22 protein-coding genes are annotated in these 24,890 nt (G+C 41.7%); 12 read left to right on the top strand and 10 right to left on the bottom strand.

Annotated features, from left to right (window positions below; all coding sequences use genetic code 11):
- Positions 1-67: 67 nt before the first annotated feature.
- The 6 genes from ruvX (at position 68) to AC504W_RS26610 (ending at position 5,048) form a co-directional block, all read left to right on the top strand.
- A complete protein-coding gene (gene ruvX / locus AC504W_RS26635) occupies positions 68-541 on the top strand; it encodes a Holliday junction resolvase RuvX (protein ID WP_494875223.1) in 474 nt (157 codons plus the stop codon).
- Between the two features lie 131 nt (positions 542-672).
- Entirely contained in the window at positions 673-1,245 is a 573-nt protein-coding gene (locus AC504W_RS26630) for a DUF3727 domain-containing protein (RefSeq protein WP_096581510.1), read from the top strand.
- A 302-nt stretch (positions 1,246-1,547) separates the two neighbouring features.
- Positions 1,548-2,087 (top strand): YqeG family HAD IIIA-type phosphatase, encoded by a 540-nt coding sequence (locus AC504W_RS26625; RefSeq protein ID WP_494875222.1) that lies wholly within the window; start codon positions 1,548-1,550, stop codon positions 2,085-2,087.
- A 263-nt stretch (positions 2,088-2,350) separates the two neighbouring features.
- A complete protein-coding gene (proB, locus tag AC504W_RS26620; RefSeq protein WP_494878780.1) occupies positions 2,351-3,460 on the top strand; it encodes a glutamate 5-kinase in 1,110 nt (369 codons plus the stop codon).
- 243 nt (positions 3,461-3,703) lie between these two features.
- Positions 3,704-4,426: a Crp/Fnr family transcriptional regulator gene (locus tag AC504W_RS26615; RefSeq protein ID WP_494875220.1), complete on the top strand. Its 723-nt coding sequence runs from the start codon at positions 3,704-3,706 to the stop codon at positions 4,424-4,426.
- Between the two features lie 190 nt (positions 4,427-4,616).
- A complete protein-coding gene (locus tag AC504W_RS26610; protein ID WP_494875219.1) occupies positions 4,617-5,048 on the top strand; it encodes a response regulator in 432 nt (143 codons plus the stop codon).
- Between the two features lie 51 nt (positions 5,049-5,099).
- Here AC504W_RS26610 and AC504W_RS26605 read toward each other — a convergent pair whose 3' ends face one another.
- From AC504W_RS26605 to AC504W_RS26585, 5 genes are all read right to left on the bottom strand, one after another.
- Entirely contained in the window at positions 5,100-6,755 is a 1,656-nt protein-coding gene (locus tag AC504W_RS26605; protein WP_494875217.1) for a dipeptide ABC transporter ATP-binding protein, read from the bottom strand.
- Between the two features lie 207 nt (positions 6,756-6,962).
- Positions 6,963-8,045: a photosystem II q(b) protein gene (psbA, locus tag AC504W_RS26600; protein ID WP_494873532.1), complete on the bottom strand. Its 1,083-nt coding sequence runs from the start codon at positions 8,043-8,045 to the stop codon at positions 6,963-6,965.
- Positions 8,046-8,473: 428 nt separating this feature from the next.
- On the bottom strand, positions 8,474-9,052 hold the full coding sequence (locus AC504W_RS26595; protein ID WP_494878779.1) for a Uma2 family endonuclease: 579 nt from the start codon (positions 9,050-9,052) through the stop codon (positions 8,474-8,476).
- A gap of 3 nt (positions 9,053-9,055) precedes the next feature.
- Positions 9,056-9,646 carry a Uma2 family endonuclease gene (locus tag AC504W_RS26590; RefSeq protein ID WP_494875215.1) on the bottom strand — a complete coding sequence of 197 codons (591 nt, stop codon included), beginning with the start codon at positions 9,644-9,646 and terminating at the stop codon, positions 9,056-9,058.
- Between the two features lie 122 nt (positions 9,647-9,768).
- Positions 9,769-10,893 carry a type I restriction endonuclease gene (locus AC504W_RS26585; RefSeq protein ID WP_494875214.1) on the bottom strand — a complete coding sequence of 375 codons (1,125 nt, stop codon included), beginning with the start codon at positions 10,891-10,893 and terminating at the stop codon, positions 9,769-9,771.
- A gap of 325 nt (positions 10,894-11,218) precedes the next feature.
- Here AC504W_RS26585 and bioU point away from each other — a divergent pair, with 325 nt between their 5' ends.
- On the top strand, positions 11,219-12,223 hold the full coding sequence (gene bioU, locus AC504W_RS26580) for a (S)-8-amino-7-oxononanoate synthase BioU (protein WP_494875212.1): 1,005 nt from the start codon (positions 11,219-11,221) through the stop codon (positions 12,221-12,223).
- A gap of 102 nt (positions 12,224-12,325) precedes the next feature.
- On the opposite strand, the gene AC504W_RS26575 is transcribed toward bioU, so the two are convergent.
- The 4 genes from AC504W_RS26575 to AC504W_RS26560 form a co-directional block, all read right to left on the bottom strand.
- Entirely contained in the window at positions 12,326-12,883 is a 558-nt protein-coding gene (locus tag AC504W_RS26575) for a hypothetical protein (RefSeq protein ID WP_494875210.1), read from the bottom strand.
- Between the two features lie 94 nt (positions 12,884-12,977).
- Complete coding sequence (locus tag AC504W_RS26570; protein ID WP_096581492.1) at positions 12,978-14,201, bottom strand: type II secretion system F family protein; 1,224 nt, start codon at positions 14,199-14,201, stop codon at positions 12,978-12,980.
- A gap of 104 nt (positions 14,202-14,305) precedes the next feature.
- Positions 14,306-15,424 carry a type IV pilus twitching motility protein PilT gene (locus tag AC504W_RS26565; RefSeq protein WP_015112099.1) on the bottom strand — a complete coding sequence of 373 codons (1,119 nt, stop codon included), beginning with the start codon at positions 15,422-15,424 and terminating at the stop codon, positions 14,306-14,308.
- 53 nt (positions 15,425-15,477) lie between these two features.
- On the bottom strand, positions 15,478-17,490 hold the full coding sequence (locus AC504W_RS26560) for a GspE/PulE family protein (RefSeq protein WP_494875208.1): 2,013 nt from the start codon (positions 17,488-17,490) through the stop codon (positions 15,478-15,480).
- Positions 17,491-17,787: 297 nt separating this feature from the next.
- Here AC504W_RS26560 and grpE point away from each other — a divergent pair, with 297 nt between their 5' ends.
- From grpE to rsgA, 5 genes are all read left to right on the top strand, one after another.
- Positions 17,788-18,537 carry a nucleotide exchange factor GrpE gene (gene grpE / locus AC504W_RS26555; protein WP_096581487.1) on the top strand — a complete coding sequence of 250 codons (750 nt, stop codon included), beginning with the start codon at positions 17,788-17,790 and terminating at the stop codon, positions 18,535-18,537.
- A 356-nt stretch (positions 18,538-18,893) separates the two neighbouring features.
- Entirely contained in the window at positions 18,894-20,855 is a 1,962-nt protein-coding gene (gene dnaK / locus AC504W_RS26550; protein ID WP_096581483.1) for a molecular chaperone DnaK, read from the top strand.
- 469 nt (positions 20,856-21,324) lie between these two features.
- Positions 21,325-22,455, top strand: a complete 1,131-nt coding sequence (gene dnaJ / locus AC504W_RS26545; RefSeq protein WP_494875206.1) for a molecular chaperone DnaJ — start codon at positions 21,325-21,327, stop codon at positions 22,453-22,455.
- Complete coding sequence (locus tag AC504W_RS26540) at positions 22,455-22,712, top strand: sulfurtransferase TusA family protein (RefSeq protein WP_494875204.1); 258 nt, start codon at positions 22,455-22,457, stop codon at positions 22,710-22,712. Before dnaJ ends, AC504W_RS26540 begins: the two co-directional genes overlap by 1 nt.
- Complete coding sequence (gene rsgA, locus AC504W_RS26535) at positions 22,709-23,788, top strand: small ribosomal subunit biogenesis GTPase RsgA (RefSeq protein WP_494875203.1); 1,080 nt, start codon at positions 22,709-22,711, stop codon at positions 23,786-23,788. The genes AC504W_RS26540 and rsgA overlap by 4 nt, the downstream gene beginning before the upstream one ends.
- Before the next feature lie 277 nt (positions 23,789-24,065).
- On the opposite strand, the gene AC504W_RS26530 is transcribed toward rsgA, so the two are convergent.
- A complete protein-coding gene (locus AC504W_RS26530) occupies positions 24,066-24,854 on the bottom strand; it encodes an ABC transporter permease (RefSeq protein ID WP_096581475.1) in 789 nt (262 codons plus the stop codon).
- Between the last annotated feature and the right edge of the window lie 36 nt (positions 24,855-24,890).

Here is a 24,890-nt window from a genome sequence, read left to right as displayed (position 1 = left end):
AATATATGACGCAGCACTCACTACTTAGCGTTCGACTGAGCGCTCACGCCGAAGTCACTCAAAACTTATGACAATGACCACAAAGCAGTATATTTCAGCACTAGGATTAGATGTCGGACTCAAGCGCATCGGCGTAGCTGGATGCGATCGCACTGGTTTAATTGCGACCGGAATTACAACAGTTGAACGCTCATCTTTTGAGCGCGATGTTGAGCAATTCCAAAATATAGTTAATGAACGTGAGGTAGAAATCTTAGTAGTTGGTTTACCTTATTCAATGGATGGCTCTTTGGGATTTCAGGCGCGTCAAGTGCAGAAATTTGCCACTAGACTGAGTAAGGCTCTCAAACTACCTATAGAATATGTTGATGAGCGCTTAACCTCCTATCAAGCAGAGCAAATACTCATTGCAGAAAAAGTCTCACCATCTCGGAATAAAGGTTTAATTGACCGCAAAGCAGCAGCACTAATTTTACAACAATGGCTAGATACTCGACGAGCTACCGCAGTTAAGATGCTGTCGAGTATGGATAGCTTTTGACATGATATTCTGAAAGCAATTACCTAGTAGTTGTGTCTGAATGTGAAACTATTGGCTTGACATTATTTGTCATTCAACAGGAAAGCAATTTTCACAGTTGCGGGTAAAGATTAAAGTTTAACTAATCGGCTATGTTTTCCTCTCCATTTTCTGAAGATAACGATCGCGATCGTACAGTTTCCATCACCTTGACGGATGACACAGGGCGAACCCTCGAATGTTATATCGAACATTCGCTCTCTGTAGATGGGCAAGAATACGTCTTACTTCTTCCTGTGGACTCACCCATAGAAGTTTTCGCTTGGGAAGGTGAAGACGAGGAAGAAGAAGCCGTTTTAGTAGAAGATGATGCCATCCTTGACGAAATTTTTAGCACCGCCCAAGCAGTCTTATCTGAGCAAAACTTGATTCTTAAAAATACAGCTTACGCTTTAACTGTTGCTGGTGAATTACCTGCTGTAGATGAGTCTGAACTTTTTACATTAGAAATAGAAGATGACGAAACAGATTTAGAGCCAGAGCAATTACAGTTACTCGCCAGCTTCTATCACGAAGAACAGGAGTATGCTATCTATACCCCCCTCGACCCCTTGCTCTTTTTTGCCAGGATTACCAAAGAAGGTAATCCAGAATTGCTCTCTCCAGAAGAATTTCGCCAAGTACAACCACTACTAGAAGAACAACTTTTTAACGAAGTGGAATAAAATTATAAAAATTCAAAATTAAAAACATTACATTCTTAGATTTTTAATTGCGAATTTTTATCAGCATAATTCCGCAGGAATTTCAGCACTTTCCATAAAAAACGCGTAAAACAATTTTTCTCTGGGCGCTAACCAGGGGAGCAAAGCTCTGCTCCCCTGATTAAAATTGAATAATACCAATTATCTAAAATTCCCATAAGCGCTCATTGCCAGATTTATGGGGATTTCTCTATTACTTCTGAAATATTAAACAAATGCTCTTGCTTCAGAGCATTTCTCATGATGATCCTTAAATATTGTCTATGACTTGGAACAATCTCTTACAGCCTGACTTGATTTTACACGGTTCAGTATTGCGATTGACTAAAAAAATTATTCAACAATATGGGCTGAAGGGACTAGTTTTAGATGTGGATGAAACTTTAGTTCCCTTTACAGTCGGGACTCCTTCACCAGAATTGAGACAATGGGTAGAAGATATCCGCATCGACGTTGATTTGTGGTTAGTGAGCAATAACTTAAGTGAACCTCGCATTGGTAGTATTGCGCGTTCTTTGAACTTACCTTACTACTTAGGTGCAGCCAAGCCCTCTCGCCGGAAAATTAGAGCGGCTCTGCAATCAATGGATTTACCTGCACATCAAGTGGGTATGGTGGGCGATCGCTTATTTACTGATGTTTTAGCTGGGAATCGTCTGGGAATGTTTACAATTCTCGTAGAACCGATTATTCACCCCGATGCTGCACTGCGTTCCCATCCTGTGAGAAATTTTGAAGTTTGGTTTTCCGAAATTTTGGGAGCCTCTATCACTCCCAAGCAAAACACAATTCACAAAAAGTAACAAATCGTCAGGAAAAGAAAGCTAAAGAAATAATTAAGGATGATTTAGAAACACACAAAATGGGAGATTATAAGTATTAATAACATGGGGTCAGCAAAAAAAGACCCTAGTAAATAGCAAATAACTATAAACTGGTAAAGCGTCACCTTCACTATAGAAGGATTGGCGCTTTACTTTTTAGTCCAGAGTCAAGAGTCTAAAGTCAAAAGTAACCATTGACCATTGACCATTGACCATTGACCATTGACCATTGACCATTGACCATGACCAAAACGATTGTCGTCAAAATCGGCACTTCTAGCCTGACCCAACCAGAAACAGGGCAATTAGCACTTTCTACGATCGCAACTTTAACAGAAACACTGTGCAATTTAAGGCAGCAGGGCAATCGAGTGATTTTGGTGTCCTCTGGTGCGGTGGGTGTTGGTTGTGCGAGATTGGGTTTAACCGAACGCCCCAAAGCGATCGCGCTAAAACAAGCAGTAGCCGCAGTTGGTCAAGGGCGGTTAATGCGGATATATGATGATTTGTTTACTACCTTGCAACAGCCGATTGCCCAAGTTTTGCTAACTCGCAGCGATTTAGTACAGCGTAGCCGATACCTTAACGTTTACAACACCTTTAAAGAATTGCTGGGACTGGGTGTAATTCCCGTAGTTAATGAAAATGACACCGTAGCTGTAGAGGAACTGAAATTTGGTGATAACGATACCCTATCAGCATTAGTAGCGAGTTTAGTAGAAGCCGATTGGCTATTTTTACTTACCGACGTAGACAGATTATACTCAGCCGATCCCCGTTCTGTACCCGATGCCAAACCCATTTCCTTGGTCAGTAATATTAAGGAATTGGCGCAATTGCAAATCCAAACAGGCGGACAAGGCTCACAATGGGGTACTGGTGGGATGGTAACAAAAATCTCCGCCGCCAGAATTGCGATCGCGGCTGGTGTACGAACTGTAATTACTCAAGGGCGATTTCCGCGAAATCTCGAAAAAATTTTACAAGGGGAACTTTTAGGGACTCACTTTCAACCCCAACCTGAACCCACATCAGCTAGGAAACGCTGGATAGCTTATGGTTTAGTTCCATCTGGAAAATTGTATTTAGATCCCGGTGCGATCGCCGCCATATCGCAAGCCGGAAAATCATTATTAGCCGCAGGTATCAAAGCAGTAGAAGGAGAATTTGACACTCAAGCAGCTGTGCAATTGTGCGACACTAACGGTAACGAAATTGCCAGAGGGCTAGTAAACTACAGCAGCGATGAACTGCAAAAAATCTCTGGCCGTCACTCTAGAGAAATTCCCGAAATTCTAGGATATGTTGGCACAGATACCGTAGTGCATCGAGATAACTTAGTTTTGACTTAATGGTTTTATGCGCTTAGTGGTAAAAAATTGAACAAATGAACGACTAAAAATGTGCCACTATTAAGGTGTGTCAAGCCTAAACGTCTTCTTAGTGTAGAGTTTGATGCAGTATTGTAAGTTGTTACGCTTGCAATTTACTTTTGAAAGAATTCAACTTTTGACATATTGGGACTAGTTCCTATCTCCTCTCAAGCTGCTATTAGTTGCCTAATCTTTGCCAAAAAAGCGGCTTGAAGGATTGTTATGTCTATATCTAACCAGCCTCATCTACCAATAGAAAATCAGCTACTCGCTGCATTATCGGCTGCTGAATATCAACGCTTAGTTCCGCATCTAGAGAGAGTCGAACTTTCAATTAATCAAATTCTTTACCAAGCTGGCGAACCAATCACCCACGTCTATTTTCCCAATCAGGCAATAGTTTCTTTAGTCTGTATTCAAGAAAACGGCTCGACCGTTGAAGCTGGTGTGGTGAGCAATGATGGTATGGTGGGTCTTCCTGTTATTTGGGGCGGCATTTCTACAACTACAACCGCGTTAGTGCAGGTTGCCGATGGTGCTATGAAGATGAAGTCCGAGCATCTAATTGCCGAGTTTAAGCGGGGCGCAGAGCTTCAAAATTTGCTGTTGCGTTATACTCAAGCGCTGTTTACCCAAGTGACACAAACAGCAGCCTGCAACCGTCTGCATACCATTGAGGAGCGACTGGCCCGTTGGTTGTTGATAGTGGCTGACCGTGTGCAATCAGATCAATTCCCTCTGACTCAAGAATTTATCGCTCAGATGCTGGGTGTGCGCCGTGCTGGTGTAACGGTGGCGGCTGGCACACTTAGCCGCGCTGGAATGATTAGCTATAAGCGTGGCAGTATCAACATCTTGAATCGTGAAGACTTAGAACAGACAGCTTGTGAATGTTATTCCATCATACAAAACGAGTACACTCGGTTGCTAAACACGCACAGCTAACTTTATTGAATGCCGTTTATACAAAATTCCAGACAACGTTGTTGCTCTGTTGAAGCAAGTACATTGGCAATCTCTCTGCCTGATGTACAAAATCGTACTGACATACAACCTGAAAAATTTGTACATTTAATAAACAAGCATTTTAAGCCATTCTTATTTCAGGTTTAAAAAGTATGGGAAGGAATGATTCATGTCTTGCCAATCTATCAGTCTTGATGGTCTACGCTTGCTAATTATTGATAACCATACTGACAGTAGAGAATTGCTCAAGATTTTCTTTGAAGCGGAGGGTTCTGAGGTTAAAACTGTTGCATCATTTGGTAATGCACTAGATGTAATGCGGTATTTTCAACCGGATATACTGATCAGCGAAATCTATTTACCAAATGAAGCCGCATACTCACTACTCACAAAAGTCAGAAACTTAGAAGCAAAGGGTGGGAAATACATTCCAGCAATTGCCTTGACTAGTTTTGTTACAGAAGAAGACCGTGTATATGCACTGAAAGCAGGTTTTCAGATGTGTTTATGCAAGCCAATTGACTTGGATGAGTTGGTGTATGTAGTTGCTAATCTGTCTAGACACAAGCAGTTAAATGCGTCACTATTAGATAGTAATTGATCTATCTAACTTATAGATAGATCAGCAGACAATATATTTCTAATCTTTGTCCTAGGCGCGTGCCAAAAGGGGAGCCGCAGCCAGTAATGTTTTTGTATATGGATGTTGTGGATTAGCAAAAATTTGTTTTGTTGCCCCCAGTTCGACAATTTTACCCCCATTCATCACAGCAATGCGATCGCATAAAAATCGTGCTAACCACAAGTCATGAGTAATAAACAGATAAGTTAACTCAAATTCATCTTTTAATTGCAACATCAAATCCAAAACTTGCGACTGCACACTGGCATCTAACATACTCACAGGTTCATCGCAAATCAACAGTTTAGGGCGAGTAATTAAAGCCCGCGCGATCGCCACTCTTTGCTGCTGTCCACCAGATAAATCTGATGGGTAACGTTGATAATAAACTTCTGGCGGTGTTAACCCAACTTTTTGTAACATCCACAATACTTCTTCTTTGGCCTTAGCCGCATCAGCTAGATTGTGAATTAACAAAGGATCTCCTATACTTTGCCCTACAGTCATCGCTGGATTTAAACAAGCATGGGGGTCTTGAAACACCATTTGCATCTGTCGGCGGGAGGAGCGAATTTCTTGCCGTGATAGCTTGGTTAAATCCTTACCCAAAAATTCCACCTTGCCAGCAGTCGGACGAATTAACTGTAAGATAGTCCGCGACAGTGTACTTTTACCGCAGCCCGACTCACCAACTAAGCCTAAAATTTCTCCTTGATAAAGTTCAAGGTTAATCCCATCTACTGCTTTGATTGTTTGATTCTCAGCTTTAAACAGCCTTTCAATCAAATTAGGCTCTATTGTGTAGTGTTGCTTTAGTTCTGTAATCCTCAAGATAGGCGATTCGGAAATACTTTCATCATTACCTAATCCCCAGTCCTCAGTTACCTCATCCACTGTTTGAATATGTAAAGCAGCTTGCAGAAGCGATCGCGTATATTCATGCTGAGGATTGCCAAATACCGATGTAGTTGCCCCCATTTCTACCATTTTGCCGCGGTACATTACACCGATGCGATCGCAATATTCTGCCACCATTGCCAAATCGTGAGAAATTAGCAGCAGCGCCATATTTTCTTCAGCACACAAACGCGTTAATTCTTGTAAAATCTGCGCTGAGACAGTGACATCTAAACTAGTGGTAGGTTCATCAGCCACAATTAACTTAGGATTTAGGAGGAGAGCAAGAGCGATCGCTACCCGTTGTCGCATCCCACCGCTAAACTCATGAGGGTACTGATTCCACCTACTCGCCGGAATTTTTACCTTTTCTAAAGTCGCCAGCGCTTTTTCCTTTGCTTCCTTGGCTGATAATTCTGGTGAATGTGCTTGCAAAGTTTCCAGACAATGCTTACCAATCGTCATTAACGGGTCAAGGCGTGTCATCGGGTCTTGGAAAATTAATGCTACTACTTCCCCCCGAAATTTCCGCAACTGAGTTGGTGTTAAATCAAATACTGGCTGTCCTTGAAAAGTTACTCGTCCCTCAATCCGGCTGAAAGAAGGTAACAACCGCATTACCGCCCTTCCCAAAGTAGATTTACCACAACCAGACTCCCCCACCAAACCCATTCTTTCCCCAGGTTGTAGTGTCAAAGATACATCATCCACCGCCCAACTAAGTTCTTCCCCACCGCGCTGAGGATAAGCAACTCGTAAATTTTCTATACAAAATAAAGCGTCACTCATATTTATTTATCAGCCTAGAGCTACCAGCTGGAATAATTTCAAATTTTAGCTAGTGTATCAAATTCCCTAAAGCTCCTGCTCCCAGTGACTGAGAAAAAACGCTGCATTTTAAAATGCTCAGAATGCTCAAACCCAAACTAAAAAGGCGCTCTCCTCATGGAGAGCGCCTTTCATTCACACATTAGCTATTGCTTCTAGGTCAGAAAATTAACCATTGATAGCAGGAGCTTGAAGTGCAACAGGAGCAACATCACCAGCAGCCAAATCTAAGGGGAAGTTGTGAGCATTGCGCTCGTGCATTACTTCCATACCCAAGTTAGCGCGGTTGATGATATCAGCCCAGGTGTTAATTACACGACCTTGAGAGTCAATCACAGACTGGTTGAAGTTGAAACCGTTCAAGTTGAACGCCATTGTGCTTACGCCCAATGCTGTGAACCAGATTCCAATTACAGGCCATGCAGCTAAGAAGAAGTGCAAGGAACGGCTGTTGTTGAAGGACGCGTATTGGAAAATCAAGCGACCGAAGTAACCGTGTGCCGCTACGATGTTGTAGGTTTCTTCTTCTTGTCCGAATTTGTATCCGTAGTTTTGGGATTCGTTTTCGGTTGTCTCACGAACTAAGGAGGATGTTACCAAGCTTCCGTGCATTGCGGAGAATAAGCTACCACCGAATACACCTGCTACACCCAACATGTGGAAGGGGTGCATCAAGATGTTGTGTTCTGCTTGGAACACGATCATGAAGTTGAAGGTACCACTGATACCCAAGGGCATACCATCGGAGAATGAACCTTGTCCGATTGGGTAGATCAAGAATACTGCTGTTGCTGCTGCTACGGGAGCAGAGAATGCTAGGCAGATCCAAGGACGCATTCCTAAACGGTAGGATAGTTCCCATTCACGTCCTAAGTAGCAGAATACGCCAATCAGGAAGTGGAATATTACCAATTGGTATGGGCCACCGTTGTACAACCACTCGTCTAAGGATGCTGCTTCCCAAATTGGGTAGAAGTGTAATCCAATTGCGTTAGAAGAAGGTACTACTGCTCCGGAGATGATGTTGTTTCCGTAGAGTAAGGAACCTGCTACTGGTTCACGGATACCGTCGATGTCTACTGGGGGGGCGGCGATGAAGGCGATTACGAAGCAGGTGGTTGCAGCCAGCAAGGTTGGGATCATTAATACGCCGAACCAGCCGATGTATAGGCGGTTGTTTGTGCTGGTGATCCAGTTGCAGAACTGCTCCCATACGTTGGCGCTACGGCGCTGTTGTAAGGTTGCTGTCATGTCTTTATGATTGCTTTGGTTATGTATGTTTCAGGTGTTTTCACCTGTTGTTACATATCTTAAAGGTAATTATTGCTTTTTGTAAAGGGCTTTCAGAAATATTTACTTAATAAAGCTATAAGTTAAATTTATAACTATTGGTAGAGACTGTTTTGGGTCTAAAAATTGTAGGGTGAGCGACATATTTTACCAACACTCACCCCACAAGGATGATTCAGGAGTTGAGTAATATTGTGATAAATCAGCGATCGCCTGACTAAAATAAATTTCTCGTGCATTACAGTGTGGAAGATTTTGAGCAGATATCGAAAACTTGTACTGTTAGCGATCGCATAACCTTTAACACTGCTGCCTAATCAACATCACCAGCAGCATAGCTAAATTATATGGAGAGTATCTGCATATCATACTGACGATTCAGGTAGAGTCTAGTCGGTTGCTTCGGCTTCAAACGTAACTTGGCGGTACAAATCAGCGATCGCTATTTCTACATTTATCGATTCTAGTAGCAATCTGTCGTCCAAATTATAATCCGACAATACCCATTTTCCCTGTTCGTTGCGGCGAAAGACTTCTACACCAGGTTGTGCTACTTGTACTAAGACATATTCTTGCAAGGTTGGACATTGACGATATGCAGCAAACTTTTTTCCCCGATCAGCTGCTTCCGTTGATGGTGATAGCACTTCAATAATTAAGCAAGGAAAGTGTATGGATTGTGGATCATCATCGCGTTCATTGCAAGTCACCACCACATCAGGATAAAAATACTTCTGTCCCGGTTCTAGCTGCACCTTTACATCTACAATGTAGACTTCACAAGAGCGATCGGCTAAGGCATTATCTAAAAGCTTGGAGAAATTAAGAGAAACCCGATTATGGTTGCGCGTACCGCCACTCATGGCTACAACTTCACCATCCCAATACTCGTAGCGTTGCTCTTGGGTGGGTTCCCAAATTAGATATTCCTCTGCACTTATTAAAATGCGATCGGGTAAAGCAACCATCATTTAATCCTTTTTCAGAGAATCAATATCAATATTTTCATAGATATCGATAATTGAAATATGAGCATCAAAAGTATTCAAAGACAGGGTGACATGAGGATCAGAATATTCTGAGAGTAGCCATTGATTAGCAGCAGTTTTCACATAATGTTCTACATGAATACTGTATTGATCGATGAGTAGATATTCGCAGAAACTTTCAATGGTGCGGTATGCCGAAAACTTTTCGCCGTGATCGTAATCTTGTGTTGATTTAGAGAGAACTTCAGCAATCAAACAAGGATTAATCACTGTATCGCTGCGTCCTGTTTGTAGTTGTAAAGGTTTTTCTACAACCATGACATCAGGATAAGTATAGATATTACGATTGGGAACCCAAAGGCGTTGATCAGTAGCAAAAATACGGTAGGGTTTGCCGTGTAAACTAGATTTTAACAAGGCTGCAAGGTTAATTGCTAATTCATTATGGTCAGGAGTACCGCCAGTCATGGGAACAATTGCTCCATTACGATATTCGCTACGCGTTTGGGATGCAATCTCCAGTTCAAGATACTCCTGGGATGTGTAGATTTTTGGTTCAAGTGCCTGTGTCATAGTTTAATTTTAACTTTGATGACCAGTTACGATCGCCCTGAGCATAAATTACTCCTTTACTCAACTAACTGTCAGGCTAAAGGCTGATTTTTTCAAGATGCGATCGCTTTCCACATCTATTATTAAACTATAGCCGCACTTTTACTACTGAATTGGGGCTGTTCATAAGCAGTTACAATTGCCTTTAACTTATCAGCATACTGATAAATTTCATTAACATTATCGATAGAAACTTTATCTTGAATTCTAGTGCCATTTGTATCCATTGAAAAAATTTCTAATTTCTTCCGAGTTGAGTCGTTAAAATATAAACGCACAATCGGTTTCCAAGTATTACCATCTAATAGAATATTGCAGTAGTTAACTGTATCTTTGTATGTTATTCTATTCGGCTCTATTGCCTGACGTAAAATAGATTTAACAATATAATATCCTTCACGCTCATCTTCTGTAAATTCAAGTTGTTTAATTGTTTGTTCCGTCTCTACTTCTGTTTCTGTTTTGATAGTTTCTTGCTTTGTTTTTGAACGTCCTGTTGCTTCGTCTAAAAGACTTTCAATTTCCTCTCGAATAAATTCCTTAATAGCCCTTTGTGTATATCCAGTAAACTCGTCTTTCAATTGACCTACAAAATTATTTTCAGGACATAACTCTTTAAAAAAATATTTAACAAATTCGCTCTTAGGTTCTTCAACTTGTTTTTTGAGCAGAGCCTTAATACCACCAACATACTTTAACTCTGATGCGGCTATAATAGCTTCATTGACGTTAAATGCTGATTTAGTCAACTTGGAAAGCTCACGGATTGCTAATTCATTTAAACTAAGCAAATTTAATTCCAAAAATGGAGTTTTGTCCATTTTATTAGTCCTTTCCAAATCAGCATAGAATTTGTATATTACCCCATCTGTTAATACACCAATTCGAGCATCAGTTGCCATAAAATAAGCAAATAACTGACTCCATTCACGATCATTCTTAAAATCAGTACCGTAGCGTTTACACTCAATCAGGAGTGCTGGTTGACCGTTCTGGAATATGGCATAATCTAGTTTGTAATTTGTGGAAGCTCCCACATTTGCATCATATTCAGGCATTACTTCATCTGGGTTAAAGGCATCATATCCTAGGATTTGCTGAATAAAAGGCATGATGAGGAAGTGCTTTGTAGCTTCCTCAGTTTTGATGCTGCCTAATTTTGCGGGAATTGTAGATGCAAAGGCTTTGACTTGATCAACAAAATCCATGATGCAATACTCCAAGATGATGCCAATGTGGACTGTAATGTTATAGTTCACACAAAATCTTAAGAAATAACAGAATTTTGAATGAAACCTATAATTTAAGCTGATGCTCTTAATCTTGTGAGTCTTGAGCTTTTTAGTGAGGCTATGTCGCGTGAAAATTTGCTCAAGCCTAGATCACTCAGCAATAATTTCTGGTGAAAAAACTGATCTGGTTGGGGAAGAAACCAGGATAATAAAGCATAATTAACCTTTATAGCTTCGAGCGATCGCCATCAGTCAAGATGGTTGAGACTCAAAGCTTCTGATTCAACTTAAGTAATTGACTATGAGTACAGCAAATATTACGCCAGCGCTACGTGTGGGAGTATTGGGTTTCGGTGGACTCGGACAAGCAGCCGCCAAGGTACTTGCTGGTAAACGAGAAATGACACTAGTTGCAGTGGCAGATCAAAAAGGCTACGCCTACGCCGCTGAAGGTTTAAATTTTCAAGAAAACATTGCCACTTATCAGTCTCAAGGTTCGGTAGGTTATTTAGAACCAGTTGGGACATTAACCAACAATAGTATTCAAGATTTAATTGATAGCGCCCAACCTGTAGATGGGTACTTTTTAGCTTTACCCAACTTACCCAATGACTTTATTCCATCTGTAGCCAGACAATTTATTCAATCTGGTTGGCGTGGTGTGTTAGTCGATGCAATCAAGCGCACCAGTGCGGTAGAACAGCTAATTGCCATGAAAGCAGAACTGCAAGCCGCAGGTATTACTTACATGACAGGCTGTGGTGCAACACCAGGACTGTTGACAGCTGCTGCTGCGTTAGCCGCCCAAAGCTATGCCGAAATCCACAAAGTAGAAATTACCTTTGGTGTAGGTATTGCCAACTGGGAAGCTTACCGTGCCACAGTTCGGGAAGATATTGGTCATATCCCTGGTTATACCGTAGAAGTTGCGCGGGCAATGACTGATGCAGAGGTAGAAGCATTATTAGACAAAACAAACGGCGTGCTGACCTTAGAGAACATGGAACACGCCGATGATGTGATGTTAGAGTTAGCAGGAATCGTATCACGCGATCGCGTTACAGTAGGCGGTGTAGTTGATACCCGCAATCCTAAAAAGCCCCTCAGCACCAATGTTAAAGTTACAGGGCGCACATTTGAAGGCAAAATTTCCACCCATACCTTTACATTAGGCGATGAAACCAGCATGGCAGCAAATGTCTGCGGCCCTGCTTTTGGTTATCTCAAAGCTGGCATACAACTACATCAACGAGGCATTTACGGCATCTTTACCGCTGCTGAAATCATGCCTCAATTTGTAAAATAACAGGCTAGAGGTTACAGATTAGGGCTTAGAGATTATTGTGAATAAAAATGATTCATCACATTTTGGATCTGTTTTTACCCATCTAAACCCTTTCTCTAGCCTCTAGTCCCTAGCCTCTAGTCCCTCTTCCTCTCTTCGCTCTTCTTCCAATAGCAAATATGATGTTTGCATAACAAAAGGTAGTTCTGCACCTAAAAGACCTCTTTGAATACGTTCTGATGTTTCACTAAACACCAAAAACAACGGATATATAGTATTTGCACCTTCACTTAATACATGACTATGACGAGGAGGCATTAACCATTCATAGTCTTGATCTAAAAAAACTTGAGTTTGTCGCCAACGTCCCAATAAATCAGAAAAGTCTTCATGGGGACGGTGAATAAATATTAAAATCTCGGCACCAGTTTTAACTTTCCATTCTGGATCACACATTAAAATTGCCACATCGCAGGGTAGACAAGTTACTTGTGGAGTTGCTGACATATTATTACGCAAGCGAACAATTGGCAGAGGAATAGTAATTACGCTTTCATCTGGGCGGCGTAAACTCGGAATCATTTCTAGATATGGTCGGTGTTGTTTGAGTAGTGCGATCGCCGCTTGATGATTGCTATACTCTGCCAAGCTGGCTTCGTAATGAGATTTCTGCACAGGCATAATTTTATCAAATATGAAGTATATAGACACCCTTTGGGTGCCTTGCCTCAGGCTAGTGTGAAGGATGAAGGAGCAAACCTCATCCTTTTGCCTTTTATCCCAGCTTTTCAAACACTTTGAATAGTGGCAGATACATCGACATCAAAATAGTACCAACCATACTTCCCAAAACCAAAATCATAATTGGTTCTAGAACACTAGTTAGGGCTTTTACCGCTTGTTCAACTTCATCTTCATAGAAATCAGCAACCTTCATTAACATCCCATCTAATTCTCCAGTTTCTTCCCCAATACTAATCATTTGTATTGACATTGCTGGAAAGACATTCGCTTTTTGTAAAGCAACGCTAATCATCCCGCCTTGTTGAATTTCTACACGAGCAGCATCAATAGCATTAGCAATTACTTGATTTCCTGACGTATCTCGCACAATTTCTAAAGAAGTCAAAATTGGCACACCTGAACGAGTCAAAGAACCAAAAGTTCGGCTAAATCTAGCTACCGCAGATTTTTGAATCAAATCGCCAAATAAAGGCATTTTGAGAGATAAGCGATCAATTGTTTCTCTGCCGACGCGTGTTTTGTAGTATTGTGCATAAGCAAATTTTCCGGCAACAAATGTGCCAACGATGAAAAAAGATTTCCAACTTCTTAAGATTTCACTACATGTCATCAAAAATTGCGTTAGAGGAGGTAATTCTGTACCTATTTCTATGAAGATTTTGGCAAAAATAGGCAAAAGAAAAACTGTCATCCCGACAAAGATACTCACCGCAATAAAACCTACCACTGTTGGATAAGCTAGTGCTGATTTAATTTGGTTTTGTAATCTAGCTACATCCTCTAGTAATTTAGCTAAACGATTGAGTACTTCATCTAAAACCCCCCCAACTTCTCCAGCTTGAATCATACTGACATACAAACCATCAAAACAGTCAGGATGCTTCCGCATTGAATCAGAAAGGTTGACACCGCTTTGCACATCATTACTAATATCAATGAGTGCTTGTTTCATTTTAGGATTGGTACACTGATCGGCTAGTACTCCCAAACCTCTGACAATGGCTACTCCAGCATTTACCAAGGTAGCAAGTTGTCGAGAAAACACAGCTTTTTCCTTAATCGGCACCTTAACAAAGGAATTCTGGAATTTTTTAAAGTCAAAACTGAGTGGCAAGCCTTGAGATTGTTTGAGTTCTTGAACTACAAAACCTTTATCTCTAAGATTAGTTCGAGCTTGTGCTAAAGATTCAGCAACAATTTTTTCAGTTCGAGATTTTCCTTGAGAATCACGAATGCGGGCAACAAAGGTTGGCATAGATATATAAATTCAAAATTTTAAATTTGGTTAATAAATCAGTAATTAATAGTGAAGTCAAATATTAACTATTAATTACTGACTTTCTGATGCTCGACGAAATTCTAGTGGGCTTTAGCAGCACCGGGTTTTGCTCCGGCTGGGGGTGCTGTAGCACCAATAAGACGTTGAATTTCATCTGGCTTAGAAGTTTTAGACATTGCTGCTTCAAAAGAAATAGTGCCAGCTTTGTAATAATCTGCTAAAACTTTCTCCAGGGTTTGCATTCCTAATTTGCCCCCAGTCTGAATAGCTGAGTAAATTTGTGAAGTTTTGCCTTCTCTAATCAAGTTAGAAATAGCAGGAGTAACAATCAGAATTTCTTGAGCCATGACTCGACCATATTCCCCAGGTTTGGGGTTTTTCTTGGATACTAAAGTTTGGCTAAATACGGCTACGAGAGAGTTAGATAACTGTACCCGTACTTGAGTTTGTCTTTCATGGGGAAAAACGTCGATAATCCGGTCAACTGTTTGGGCGGCTGAACTGGTGTGTAGTGTTCCAAAGACCAAGTGTCCAGTTTCTGCGGCTGAAATCGCCAAAGAAATTGTTTCTAAATCCCGCATTTCTCCCACCAGGACAATATCTGGGTCTTCCCGCAAAGCTGCTTTCAAGGCGTTAGCAAAGCTTTTTGTATCTTCACCCAGTTGTCGTTGATGGACTAAGCTTTTAATTGGTTCGTAAACAAATTCAATTGGGTCTTCTACAGTCAAAATATGCTCTGCTTTAGTGCGGTTAATTAAGTCGATAATTGCGGCTAGTGTAGTTGTTTTGCCAGAACCTGTAGGGCCTGTCACCAAAATTAGCCCTCTGGGCTTATCTGCCATTTCCCTCACTACATCTGGCAGACCCAATTTTTCAAAATTAGGAATCTTAGAACTTAACGCCCGTAAACAAGCAGCGTAAGAGCCTCGTTCTTTGTAAACATTCACCCGAAAACGAGCCAAACCCTTCACACCATAAGAGCAATCTAACTCCCAGGTTTGTTCTAAAGTTTTACGCTGGGTATTGTTGAGCATACTAAAGATCAATCTTTGGCATTGATCGTTAGTCAAGATTTCTTCTCCGATAGGTGTCAGTTTGCCACTGATGCGAAAGTAAGGAGGCAAACCTGCGGATAAGTGCATATCCGAACCACCCATTTCAATCATTTGTTCCATCAAGTCTTCAATCATCATTTCCATAGTTCTGTGTTCCTTTTGTTATTTGGTTTGACTAATTGACCATTGACTATTAACTAATCTTGAAATCTGGGTGTCATACAGTAGGGGCAATCCAGCCATTCTGGTTGAAGTTCGGCAATGCAAGTCCGACAGGTCAATCCACTCTTACGTTTGGCTCTTAACTCGGCCTCTAAGCCTGTATCGGTAAATGTCACCCGATCAACTTCTTCTAAGGTGGTAGCTCCTTGACGCACTAAATCTAAGCTGTAGGCCAACAAGGTTTTCATACCCTCTTCTACCGCAACTTCTTTAATGCGTTCTGTGGGTGCTTCTTGGTTAATCAGGGTTTGCAGATTTTCAGTGACGCGCATAACCTCATAAACACCACAGCGTCCTTTGTACCCAACACCATTACAAGTTGGGCAAACATGATTTTTGGCTTTGGCTTCTGTTAAAGCTTCTGTAGTTAAAGTATTAGCTTTGTAGAATGTGAGTTCGACCTCACCAGCAGCAGATAGACCATAGCGAGCTAGTTCTTCTGTAGTGGGAGTGTAAGGAATGCGGCATTCAGAACAGACACGTCGCACTAAACGTTGTGCCAACACACCAATTAAAGAACTAGAAACCATGAATGGCTCAATGCCCATTTCGCCTAAACGAGCGATCGCACCAGGCGCATCGTTAGTGTGTAAGGTAGTTAATACTAAGTGACCTGTTAAGGCAGCCTCAATCGCTGTTTTGGCGGTTTCTTTATCCCGTGTTTCCCCCACTAGCAACACATCTGGATCTTGCCGCAAGAAGGCTCGCAGTGCTGTGGCAAAATCCAGTCCTTTTTCTCGAATTACCTGTACTTGGGTAATCCCTGGCAAACTATATTCAATCGGGTCTTCAACAGTACTGATATTAATTCCTGGTGAATTCTTTTCTGATAATGCCGAATAGAGCGAAGTTGTTTTACCAGAACCTGTTGGCCCAGTCACCAAAATTAGACCAAAGGGACGACTAACCATCTCTTGGACAATACCCAAAGTTTCCGAATCGGTGATTAACTTATTCAATCCCAATTGAGTAGACGAGTTATCCAAAATCCGCAGTACTACTTTTTCGCCGTAGCGACTGGGCAAGGTATTCACACGAAAGTCAACTTTTCTACCTTCAAACATCCGACGAATACGCCCGTCTTGGGGCATACGCCGTTCGGCAATATCTAAACTGGCGATAATTTTAAATCGGGCTGTGACAGCTGGGATAATTTTTTTCGGTAAGGGATCAAAAGCTTCACTCAATACACCATCCTTACGAAAACGAATGCGTAAGTTTTCTTCTTGAGGTTCAACGTGAATATCCGAAACCTTCTCGTGTAAAGCCTTAGCCAAGATTCTGTTCACTAGGTTAATGACTGGAGCATCTTCTGCTCCTTTCATCGCTGATCCCAAATCAGCTTCCATTTCATCCGGTGCATCTTGGATATCCAGATTGCCAAGATTTTCTAAATCCTGATTAATATCTGTGAACTTTTCTTGTTCCAGATGCTTTTGCTTCACAGCCATCTCATCTAAAAATTGGTTGATGAGTTGCTGATAGTCTTCCTGAGTGATCACCATCCTCTGTAATGCCAGGCCTTGAGGGCGCAAAATGCGATTTAGGTCATCGGAAGCTTCTAAGTTATCCGGATCGACCATCGCCACTAAAACGCTTGGTGGATTTTGGTCTTCACTTTTCGATAGTGGTACTAAACGATGGCGACGACAAATATCCACCGGAATCAGGGTTTCAATCAGGCTGCCGACATTTGTATTGCCAATGTTGTTGACTTCCGGATCTAGGGATTCAACGCCGTATAGTATTTTAAGTTCAAATAACTGTTGTTTTTTATACTGCCTGAGAAATTCAGGCGATAGTTGTCGCCCAGTGATCGACTCCAGCACTTCCGTCAGGGGCCTGCCAGATTTGCGACTTTCAATCAGTGCCTGTCTCATCTGTTCGCTATTAACATAGCCAGATTGCACTAGCTTACTGCCGAATGGCGAAAACTCTGTTCGGGTCGTGAGAGCGGTACTGCGCCGTTGCGGGGACGATTGAGTCATAGGTGAGCAATTAGTAGGGGAAAACCTCTGCTTAAAGTATTCCCAAGCAACGGCACAGAAATTTCATTTAAACTTAATAAAATTTCTAGGGAAGTCTGAAGTCTGAAGCTTGAAGTCTGAAATTTATACTTTATATTTCATCCTTTGTCGTTCGGGTTCCCGTCCTGAGAGAGTATGCGCTAATATATTCACCATTTGTCACAATAGGATGACGGTGATATCACTTCCAGAAGAATGTTGGCAAGAAAATCTACCTTTGCGGTGATTTATTGTCCTCAACAGTATCTGGAAGAGACAATGATGGACGAAAATAAACAGGTAAACAATACAAGCCAGCAATTGGGTGAACCAATAGAGGTAAAGCAAGAAATGATGAGCGACTCCCCAGCCCAAATAGACTCCAACGAATTTGGCAGCGAGGTTACTGAGCAAGTGGCAGCCACAAGCAATGTATCAGGAGATACGGCTGCGCTCAATCAAGAAGATGGCTTCGCTGCAACCGAGAAAACACCAACAGAAACGGCCGCTTTGACAGAGTTGACTCAACAAATTGAGTCTCTCAAGGTGCAGGTAGAAGAACGTAGTACTCAGTACATGCGGATTGCGGCAGATTTTGAGAATTACCGCAAACGTACTAGCAAAGAAAAAGAAGAGCTAGATGCACAGGTGAAGCGGAACACAATTCTGGAATTACTGCCAGTAGTTGATAATTTTGAACGGGCGCGAGCGCACCTGAAACCACAGACCGATGGCGAGATGACAATTCACAAAAGTTATCAAGGAGTTTATAAACAATTAGTCGATTCCTTAAAACGCTTAGGAGTATCACCGATGCGGCCTGAAGGTGAACAGTTTGATCCTAACCTCCATGAAGCAGTAATGCGCGAACCTACGGATGAACATCCGGAAGGAACAGTGTTAGAAGAGTTAGTACGCGGATATTATATAGGCGATCGCGTGCTACGTCATGCAATGGTCAAGGTGGCTGCTCCAAAAGAGGATACACCTACTGCACAAGAAGATCAGTCGAGTCCAGCTAACAGTTAAACTGCATTTGTCTGCCTCGCTGACTGTCCCTGCGTCCGAAGTAAAAAAGCCAAAGTAAAAATAATTATGAATAAAGTTTTTGTTTTTACCTTGTAACTTTTTACTTTTACGAAGTGAGTGCTTAGGTCATAGCACAGGCGAGCAGTGTATATCTCAACAAGGAAAGGGCTGTTGACGGTTTGCCGCAGTTTAGCAGCCCGCCCTCTAGCAGTAATTTGCATAAAGGGACTGGTTTTGTGGCAAACAGCCGATACTTAGTTAGTGCGTTTCACAGACTTAGCCTTTAGCTTTAGCCCGTACAAAAATATCCCGCGCAACAACACACGGTAAAAGCATTCAGTACAAATACTGTAAGTATGGGAAAAGTTATAGGGATCGACTTAGGCACGACTAATAGTTGCGTCGCAGTTTTAGAAGGTGGTCAACCAATAGTGATCGCTAATTCTGAAGGCGGACGAACCACTCCTAGTATTGTGGGATTCGGCAAGGGTGGCGATCGCTTGGTCGGTCAGCTGGCAAAACGTCAAGCAGTAACTAATGCCGAAAATACAGTTTACAGTATCAAACGATTCATCGGTCGTCGTTGGGAAGATACGGAAGAAGAACGCGATCGCGTTCCCTACAATTGTGTTAAAGGTCGAGATGAAACTGTTGATGTGCAGATTCGCGGCAAGAACTACACACCACAAGAAATCTCGGCGATGATTCTGCAAAAATTGAAGCAGGATGCAGAAAATTTTCTCGGTGAAACTGTCACACAAGCAGTAATTACCGTACCAGCATATTTTACCGATGCTCAAAGGCAAGCAACTAAAGATGCTGGCACAATCGCCGGCTTAGAAGTATTACGAATTATCAATGAACCGACTGCGGCGGCTTTAGCCTTTGGCTTAGATAAGCAAGACCAAGAACAACTAATTCTCGTGTTTGACTTGGGTGGTGGTACTTTTGATGTCTCTATTCTGCAACTAGGAGATGGAGTTTTTGAAGTCAAAGCTACTAGTGGGAACAATCAACTAGGTGGCGATGACTTTGATAACTGTATTGTCCGCTGGATGATTGAACGCTTCCAGGAACAAGAAAAAATTAACCTCGCCCAAGACAAGATGGCTTTACAGCGTCTACGAGAAGCAGCAGAAAAAGCCAAAATTGAACTATCCAGTATGGCAAGTACCTCGATTAACTTGCCTTTTATTACGGCTGATGAATCTGGGCCAAAGCATCTAGAGATGGAACTTAGCCGTTCTAAATTTGAGGAACTAGCTGCAAATTTGATTGAAGCTACCATTGAACCAATGATTCAATCCCTTAAAGATGCTGACCTCAAACCCCAAAATATAGATCGGATTATTTTAGTTGGTGGTTCTACGCGCATTCCTGCTGTTCAAAATGCTTTAATTAAGTTTTTTAACGGCAAAACTCCTGATCGTTCGATCAACCCTGATGAAGCTGTAGCCTTGGGCGCTGCAATTCAAGCGGGAGTTCTTGGTGGCGAAGTTGATAATCTTCTGTTATTAGATGTCACTCCCTTATCTTTAGGTATTGAAACCCTAGGTGAAGTATTTACTAAAATTATTGAACGCAACACCACAATTCCTACTAGTAAATCTCAAGTTTTTTCCACTGCTATTGATGGGCAAACTTCGGTAGAAATTCATGTTCTCCAAGGAGAACGGGCAATGGCGCGGGATAATAAAAGTCTGGGTAAGTTTTTGTTGGCGGGGATTCCCCCGGCTCCCCGTGGTGTTCCGCAAATCGAAGTGTCTTTTGAAATAGATGTTAATGGTATTCTCAAGGTTGCTGCTCAAGATAAAGGCACAGGTAGAGAGCAAAGCATTCGGATTACTAATACTGGTGGTTTGAGTTCCAACGAAGTCGAACGGATGCGCCAAGAAGCAGAAGTATTTGCGGAAGAAGACAAAAAACGCAAGGAATTTGTGGAACTCAAAAACCAAGCAGATAATCTCTTAAACAGTTACGAATCCACTTTGAAGGATAATGGCAACTTTATTGGCGACCAGATGAAAACTTTAGCTAATGAAAAACTTGTCCAACTTCAAGCGGTGATGACTAATCCTGGTATTTCCCTGCAAGAATTTCAAAATTGTTTAGATGACTTCCAGCAAACCTTATTTGCGATCGGTGCTGATGTTTACAACCGCGCTAACGGTCAAAATTCTGATGAAGGTGAAGAAGGTTCAGAGTCAGTATTAACATCTCAATTAGAAAACCCTGCGAGTGGAACTGTAATACCACAGTTTAATTTTGATTTTGATGAGGAAATGACTGCACAAGCTGATTATGAGGCGATAGACTAAATAAGAAAGTATAAAGTCTAAAGTATGAAGTATGAAATTAAAACCTTCAATACTTTGTCCTTTATCGGCAAATTGAGCGTCATTACAGATGCGGTGTATTACTAATGGGGGGTTTTCCACACCTAATGGTGCGGATAGCCCCTCTAGTTCGTGGGCAGGGTTTTTCCCTGACACGTAGCACAATTGTAAAAGAGACAGCGAGAGATTCTCTCATCTGCTAACTTTGCTGTTAACTTTCGTTAGTCTTTGTAGTCTCCCAGGCAACAGCAAATTTTGCTGAATGTTTACTGGTGATTTTTATAAAAGGTAAAAGGTACAATCAATTATTAATAAAAATTAATCTATGCCTTCTGCCTTACAAAAGTGCTGAGTGCTAAGTTCTGAGTGCTGAGTAAAAAAGTCTATCTCTAGCCTCTAGTCCCTAGTCCCTAGCCTCTAGTCCCTACCTTCTATCTTTTACCTTTGCTATATGGCCCGCGACTATTACGAAATTCTGGGTGTCTCTCGTGACGCCGAAAAAGAAGAAATCAAACAAGCTTACCGCCGTTTAGCCCGCAAGTATCACCCAGATGTGAACAAAGAAGCGGGTGCGGAAGAACGGTTTAAAGAAATTAACCGCGCTTATGAGATACTCTCAGAACCAGAAACCCGTGCGCGTTATGATCGCTTTGGCCCAGAAGGTGTTTCCGGTGCTGGTGTGGGCTTCCAAGATATGGGCGATATGGGTGGTTTTGCCGATATCTTTGAAAGCATTTTCAGCGGCTTTGCTGGCGGTGGTATGGGTGGACAGACAGCGCAAAGACGGCGCAGCGGCCCAGTGCGGGGTGATGATTTACGGCTAGATCTGAAGTTGGACTTTCGAGAAGCGGTATTTGGTGGTGAAAAAGAAATTCGCATTTCTCACTTAGAAACTTGTGAGGCTTGTAGTGGTTCTGGTGCAAAACCAGGAACTCGCCCCCGTACTTGTTCAACTTGTAGCGGTTCCGGTCAGGTGCGACGGGTAACTAGAACACCTTTTGGTAGTTTTACACAAGTGTCAACTTGTCCAACTTGTAACGGTACAGGTTCGGTAATTGAAGATAAGTGTGATTCTTGTGATGGCAAGGGTACAAATCAAATCACCAAGAAACTCAAAATTACCATTCCGGCTGGGGTCGATAACGGTACACGTTTACGCATAGGACAAGAAGGGGATGCAGGTCAACGTGGTGGCCCCCCTGGAGATTTATACGTTTACCTGTTTGTTAATGAAGATGAAGAATTCCAAAGGGATGGAATTAATGTTCTTTCGGAAATCAAAGTTAGCTATTTACAAGCGATTTTAGGCTGTCGTTTAGAAGTCAATACAGTCGATGGGCCAGTAGAATTAATCATTCCCGCAGGAACTCAGCCGAATACAGTGATGAAGCTAGAAAATCGTGGCGTACCCCGCTTAGGTAATCCGGTAAGTCGCGGAGATCATCTCCTAACAGTGTTAATTGATATCCCCACAAAGATCATCCCAGAGGAGAGAGAATTGCTAGAGAAGCTGGCTAAAATTAAGGGCGATCGCACTGGTAAAGGTGGTTTAGAAGGATTCTTGGGAAATTTGTTTAAGTAATGAGTCTATCTTCTATATCTACTCCTGATGCTCAACTCGACTTGCGCGGTACTCCTTGTCCAATAAACTTCGTGCGAACAAAACTCCGCTTAGAAAAAATGTCGCCCGGAGATTTGCTGGAAGTATGGCTTGACCCAGGAGAACCAATTGAGCAAGTACCTGATAGCTTGACTATGGCAGGCTATCAGGTAGAGCAAATTATAGACTGTTCTGATTATTTTTCTTTGTTAGTCCGCCGTCCAAGCATTAGCCCATGATCGGGGAGACTGTGACAACTACTGGACAGTTATTTGGTACCGTCTTGGCTGTACAGGCAAATTTTTATCGTGTACAGCTAGATCAAGAGGATAAAGAGAAAAAGTCTGCTCATTTCCCTATTCTTTTGTGTACACGCAGAACGCGATTGAAAAAAATCGGACAGCAGGTAATGGTGGGCGATCGCGTTGTGGTGGAAGAACCAGATTGGGCTGGTGGACGCGGTGCGATCGCGGAAGTTTTACCCCGTACTGGACAATTAGATCGACCAGCGATCGCTAATGTTAACCAGATTATGCTGGTATTTGCGGTGGCTGATCCTCCGTTAGAACCTTACCAATTGAGTCGATTTTTAGTTAAGGCTGAGTCTACTGGCTGGGATGTAGTACTTTGTTTGAATAAAAGCGATTTAATCTCAGCCCAGGAACAGCAAGAAATTAGCGATCGCCTCGTAGCTTGGGGTTATCAACCGTTATTTATCAGTGTGCAGAACAATTTTAATATTGATGAAGTAGTAACTCATCTCAGCCATAAAACTACTGTGATTGCTGGGCCTTCTGGTGTGGGTAAATCTAGTTTAATCAACGCCCTCATTCCCGATATTAACCTGCGAGTCGGAGAAATTTCAGGTAAACTTGCCCGTGGTCGCCATACTACTCGCCATGTAGAATTATTTGAATTACCTGATGGTGGTTTGTTAGCAGATACTCCTGGTTTTAATCAACCAGATTTAGATTATCAACCAGAAGAATTAGTCCACTATTTTCCCGAAGCGAGAAAGCTACTAAAAGTTGCTCATTGTCGATTTAGTGATTGTTTACATCGAGACGAACCTGATTGTGCTGTGCAAGGAAATTGGGAACGCTATGAACATTATGTAGAGTTTTTGGATGATGCGATCGCTAGACAAACTCAATTAAACCAACAAGCCGATCCTGAATCCACCTTGAAGTTAAAAACCAAAGGTAAAGGACAAAGTAAATACGAACCCAAACTTGAAAGTAAAAAATATCGTCGAGTTTCGCGCAAAACTCAACTGCAAGCTTTACAAGACTTATATCAAGATAGCGAAGAATAATTCTTTGCGCCTAACCGCTGTGCGTGAGTCAAACAATATTTAGATCCAGAGAAATGTTCGCTCTTGTGAACTACGATTAAATATAATTAACCACCGATGAACGCAGATAAATCTGTATGTTATCCAAGTGAAAAGCAGTATAATATCGAATTCAAAATCTAAAATCACACACCCAAAATTGACTCATACTATTTCACGAAAATCTTGATGCAAATTCATTGGTTTTTAATTCTTTCCCCCTGCTCCCTATTTGTATCAAACTTAAAGTGAAATGGTATCACGCACCCATTCCAGAGTAACGTTTTAATCCCGCGCGCCATAACAAACGGTTCGTTCCTAAAAACACCATTATCCAACCAATCATACATAAAAAACCCCGCACTATATCCACAGGTAGTCCCACCAAAATACTTGCAGGGAAATTAATTAAATAAGGAAAAGGTGTAAATAAAACAATATTCCGAATATATTCGGGAAACACATTTAAAGGTGCAACCATTCCCGATAAAAATAAAAAGAACAAGAACCAGAAATTTTCTAACGCACTAGCCCGTTCTGTCCAAAAGGCTAACACGGCAAAGGTATACTGAATTACAAATCGCAAAATAAATGCTAACACTACTGCTAACGTAAATAGAAACACTTGACCTAAATTCGGCAACCACAAAGCCTGGGGATAAAGTGTGAAAAATAAAGCTGTTAACAATATAGTAAAGGGTATGCGAGTAACTCTTTCAGCCAGATGAGATGCAACATGATGCCATACAGGATCTATTGGTTGCAATAATTTAGGTGAAAGTTTACCTTCTACAACTTCTTTTTCAAATTCCCAAATTACCCAAGCGACCGTTATTTGCCTAACTACAAAAACTGTGAGGAAGTAACGGGAAAAATCCACAGAAGACAAACCAAATTTGCCTCCTTGCGCTGCTTGCATCCAAACACCCATCAGGATTATAGGTAAAGACCCAGACAAAACCCATAAAATTAGTTCTGCACGAAACTCCATCATGTGAGCGTTGTATACAGTAAGAAAAGTTAAAGTTTTTCTAATAAATTTTTTCATTTGTCATTTGTGTCTTTGTCGTTAACCAAGTTGTCC

It is taken from the genome of Nostoc sp. C96 (assembly GCF_059384975.1).
The sequence above is the reverse complement of the archived record's forward strand: the minus strand, read 5'-3'. Positions and strand labels throughout refer to the sequence as shown.

Coding starts and splice junctions, on each gene's coding strand:
- AC504W_RS26585 (WP_494875214.1), bottom strand. CDS start 10,893: ATGGATTTTGTTGATCAAGTCAAAGCCTTTGCATCTACAATTCCCGCA.
- AC504W_RS26565 (WP_015112099.1), bottom strand. CDS start 15,424: ATGGAAATGATGATTGAAGACTTGATGGAACAAATGATTGAAATGGGT.
- rsgA (WP_494875203.1), top strand. CDS start 22,709: ATGATCGGGGAGACTGTGACAACTACTGGACAGTTATTTGGTACCGTC.
- grpE (WP_096581487.1), top strand. CDS start 17,788: ATGATGGACGAAAATAAACAGGTAAACAATACAAGCCAGCAATTGGGT.
- AC504W_RS26570 (WP_096581492.1), bottom strand. CDS start 14,201: ATGCCAACCTTTGTTGCCCGCATTCGTGATTCTCAAGGAAAATCTCGA.
- AC504W_RS26610 (WP_494875219.1), top strand. CDS start 4,617: ATGTCTTGCCAATCTATCAGTCTTGATGGTCTACGCTTGCTAATTATT.
- AC504W_RS26575 (WP_494875210.1), bottom strand. CDS start 12,883: ATGCCTGTGCAGAAATCTCATTACGAAGCCAGCTTGGCAGAGTATAGC.
- AC504W_RS26590 (WP_494875215.1), bottom strand. CDS start 9,646: ATGACACAGGCACTTGAACCAAAAATCTACACATCCCAGGAGTATCTT.
- AC504W_RS26605 (WP_494875217.1), bottom strand. CDS start 6,755: ATGAGTGACGCTTTATTTTGTATAGAAAATTTACGAGTTGCTTATCCT.
- AC504W_RS26540 (WP_494875204.1), top strand. CDS start 22,455: ATGAGTCTATCTTCTATATCTACTCCTGATGCTCAACTCGACTTGCGC.
- AC504W_RS26560 (WP_494875208.1), bottom strand. CDS start 17,490: ATGACTCAATCGTCCCCGCAACGGCGCAGTACCGCTCTCACGACCCGA.
- bioU (WP_494875212.1), top strand. CDS start 11,219: ATGAGTACAGCAAATATTACGCCAGCGCTACGTGTGGGAGTATTGGGT.
- dnaK (WP_096581483.1), top strand. CDS start 18,894: ATGGGAAAAGTTATAGGGATCGACTTAGGCACGACTAATAGTTGCGTC.
- ruvX (WP_494875223.1), top strand. CDS start 68: ATGACAATGACCACAAAGCAGTATATTTCAGCACTAGGATTAGATGTC.
- proB (WP_494878780.1), top strand. CDS start 2,351: ATGACCAAAACGATTGTCGTCAAAATCGGCACTTCTAGCCTGACCCAA.
- AC504W_RS26630 (WP_096581510.1), top strand. CDS start 673: ATGTTTTCCTCTCCATTTTCTGAAGATAACGATCGCGATCGTACAGTT.
- AC504W_RS26595 (WP_494878779.1), bottom strand. CDS start 9,052: ATGGTTGCTTTACCCGATCGCATTTTAATAAGTGCAGAGGAATATCTA.
- AC504W_RS26530 (WP_096581475.1), bottom strand. CDS start 24,854: ATGAAAAAATTTATTAGAAAAACTTTAACTTTTCTTACTGTATACAAC.
- dnaJ (WP_494875206.1), top strand. CDS start 21,325: ATGGCCCGCGACTATTACGAAATTCTGGGTGTCTCTCGTGACGCCGAA.
- AC504W_RS26625 (WP_494875222.1), top strand. CDS start 1,548: ATGACTTGGAACAATCTCTTACAGCCTGACTTGATTTTACACGGTTCA.
- AC504W_RS26615 (WP_494875220.1), top strand. CDS start 3,704: ATGTCTATATCTAACCAGCCTCATCTACCAATAGAAAATCAGCTACTC.
- psbA (WP_494873532.1), bottom strand. CDS start 8,045: ATGACAGCAACCTTACAACAGCGCCGTAGCGCCAACGTATGGGAGCAG.